Genomic DNA, 3,147 nt, shown 5'->3' on the forward strand with positions numbered 1-3,147 from the left:
AATCTGTGAAATCATATGATTCACATTATTAATTTTTTCAATCGTTGAAGAATAACTAACAATAACTTTATTAACAGTACTACCAATCGTACCTATTTCATTATTCTTAGTGTCATCCACGCGTAGTGTTAAATCAGAATTATCATCCACTTGTTTGAGCGTTGACGCCATTCTATCAATCGGATTAACGACATTCCGTTTAGTGATGATATAACCTAACACTGCAATAACAACCACAACGACTAACGAAATATTCCCGATTAGTACCGTTTTTTTCACACTGGCGGCAGCGGCATCAAATTGCGCACTTGTGCGCTCTTCTAACGCAATAAAAAAGCTTTCGATGGGTTTCATGATTTTTGCTTTTTCTTGGTGATACTGAGAGCTATGCAATAGCTCAATCGCCATTTGTTTGTCGGGTTCACCACGAACGGTATAGTTACCGCCACTATCAGGATAGAGCCCTTTCACCGCATTCATGGCTTTGACTTCCATGTTGACTAACCCATCTGAGTTAGCTTGTGCTTGTTTTAAAAAATCAAACTCTTTTTCAGTGAACCCCAGATCTTTCATCCTCTGGTCTAGAGAGATAGCTTTACCATCTGGTTTAGGTTTTTGTCCGTAATTTAATACCAAATCCCAATAAATCGTATGATAGTTAACGGGCCGAGGTTTCTCACCGTTACGAATGGCTAGGATGTCCATATACATCTTTTCGTATTTATCGTCACCTGTTACAACATACGTTCGCCCCAGACGGGTTAAATCATCAGAGCTTTGCCTTAATTCATCGGCAGTTTGATACGAGGCATACCGAACTTGTGCCATTTCATCAACTTTATTCATCAGCCCATTTAGTTGGATGATCGTGACAAAACTAACAACAATTCCTGCACCAATAATAAAGAACACTAACTTCATGGTGTTATTGATGTTCATACCCAACTCCTAGCACTCAACATCCGTAAAAACATCTTTACTGAGTTAGCGTAGAAGAGAATCGCGGCTTAGGTTAGAAAATCTAGGCAATGATAACCATGCGACGAGTTACTTTTTGATTACTCAATAGAAATAAATCTAACGATAGACGTCGAGTTACATACCAAGCCACGAAAGAGTATAGTTAGTTGGTCATTTTGTAGAAAAACAAGACACCCTCACTAATGAACGAACCATTCATAATGCTCGTTCCGCTACCAATGCGATAGTGAACGATCCGCGGCCTGAATTTATCATTTCTAAGCTGCCTGTGCGGCAGTGAACTTGATTACAAAAATCGAGTGTCAAAGAACCAATTTCTAAGCTGCCTGTGCGGCAGTGAACAATAACTTGTTATATTCTTGCGCTGACATGTTTTTCTAAGCTGCCTGTGCGGCAGTGAACAATAGAATAACGTAATAATCGTCAGTGACAACAGGCTGTTAGGATAAAAATGGCCTTTTACCCTTGTTAAAAAAGGGATTCCGTAACTAGCTGTATTTATTGTTTATTTTTAAGTGGCTAAAAAAGAAGGGTAAGAAGGTGCCGATTAGCTCTCCGTTAGATTGGCTCACGAATCGATGGTGAAGTCCTTGTGCAGGGCTTTCCAATGATTACGTAGCATCGCTTTGTGCTCCGTTAACATCGGTAATTGCGCAAGTTGATTTGGCCAGATATCTCTCGCCAAGTTGATCGTATCCAACAGATGCGGTTTGATCATTTGCCACGGCACACCCACATCTTGCGACCAGCGTTCAAAATGGCTCAAACCAATATCATACCAACGCTTACTTTTCGCCATTTTCAACGCAATGTTGTCATATTCAATATAAGGCTGCGTAAAGACCACATCATAAAGCGGTGCTAATCGCGGCAACATACGGTCGGGGTAACAGATCGTCCAGTTTTTTAAGTGCGCATCACCATTCCCGAGCAAGATATTAATCAGTAGCCTGCGTGCCATTTGCTGTATGTCTTCTCGCCCATTAGCGCTCTCGCGATATAACACTTTTCCCAACTGCTCATAATTCACTTTTTGATATTTATCTGAAGGATATAAGCCAAATACCTGTGCAAAATCCTCCGCATGTATTCGGCCATCCGACCCGCGATCAAAGCGTTGTATGCCATACGCAAGAGGCTCGTTTGGTAGCTGAATATTGGGTAAGCCCTCTAACTCAGCCACGTTGATCAAACGTATTTCAGGAACCACGGCGCCGGCCTGCGCAGTGAGCGTCATACACGTGAACTCATTGAGAGGCACGCCTTTATGCACGGTTGAGGGTGTTTTTATGATCCATGAGTCTTCATTGGCGTCGTGATCAATATGGTATCGACCATCACGGTGCGATGAAGAAAACTTCATTTGTACGCCGGCTAATGAAAACTTGTTATCAGCATGCTTAACATCAATCTGCTGCGGTGCGGTTGAGAGTCTTTGCGCCAATGCCCAACGCGGTAGCTCACCCGCTTTAATCGGCGTTGCAACAATGGCTCCGGGCAGGTTTTTTCCCATGTATGCCAGTATCGCGAACTCATTGTTTGTATGACACTGTAATGCCTTTGACACGACATCTCGTAATGCGCCTTCTGGGAGCAAATTGGAGAGCACTGGCGGCAGTTTGTCCGTGCGAATTTGTGGTGTATGTAAGTATTGCGGATCGCGACGTTGCCTTAACGAAAAAGTCAAACGCTCATGCTGAGAGGTGGCGATAAACGCCGGATTGAACGTGAGAATGTTCTTCCCTCCCGCGTAGTGCGTAACAACAGCTACATCAACGCCATGCAGTTGAATATTTAGTCCCTCAACCTTTTCACTGGTTTTGGTCATCGCTGTGCTCCGTCCCTAACCAAAAGTCGAGATCGTCGTTATCATCATCTTTATAACGATCGAGGTTTACCGACTCATCAACCATCTGAGATGCTTTGGGCTCGAGCGTTAATGTCAGGTCGAGCCCTTCAAGCACGCGCAGCAAAGTCGATAACCGAACATCACTCCCCGCCTCTACTCGCTGATACTGCTGTTGTTTCATGCCAATACGCATGTACATGTCAGACTGCTCTAGCCCAAGTGATTTGCKACGGGCTTGCAATGCACGCGCGATATCTTTTAGTGACACAATCACACCCTCAAACAACTTTAATGTTGTACTATAGTCTATATACAAC

Annotated in this window: 3 protein-coding genes; all 3 read right to left on the bottom strand. The window is 43.4% G+C overall.

The window, feature by feature from the left end; all coding sequences use genetic code 11:
* Window positions 1–939, bottom strand: a 939-nt coding sequence (locus BZG84_RS16060) for a HAMP domain-containing protein (protein ID WP_131826280.1), incomplete at its 3' end; no start/stop codon positions are given.
* 610 nt (window positions 940–1,549) lie between these two features.
* Window positions 1,550–2,809 (bottom strand): type II toxin-antitoxin system HipA family toxin, encoded by a 1,260-nt coding sequence (locus BZG84_RS16065; RefSeq protein WP_077678494.1) that lies wholly within the window; start codon window positions 2,807–2,809, stop codon window positions 1,550–1,552.
* A complete protein-coding gene (locus tag BZG84_RS16070) occupies window positions 2,793–3,146 on the bottom strand; it encodes a helix-turn-helix domain-containing protein (RefSeq protein WP_445177057.1) in 354 nt (117 codons plus the stop codon). Before BZG84_RS16070 ends, BZG84_RS16065 begins: the two co-directional genes overlap by 17 nt.
* Window position 3,147: the final 1 nt, after the last annotated feature.

It is taken from the genome of Salinivibrio sp. PR932, from assembly GCF_001996125.1.
GTDB classification, from domain to species: Bacteria; Pseudomonadota; Gammaproteobacteria; order Enterobacterales; family Vibrionaceae; genus Salinivibrio; species Salinivibrio proteolyticus.

What these genes read in the sequence shown, in the direction of transcription:
- BZG84_RS16065 (WP_077678494.1), bottom strand. Translation starts at nt 2,809, where the DNA reads ATGACCAAAACCAGTGAAAAGGTTGAGGGACTAAATATTCAACTGCAT.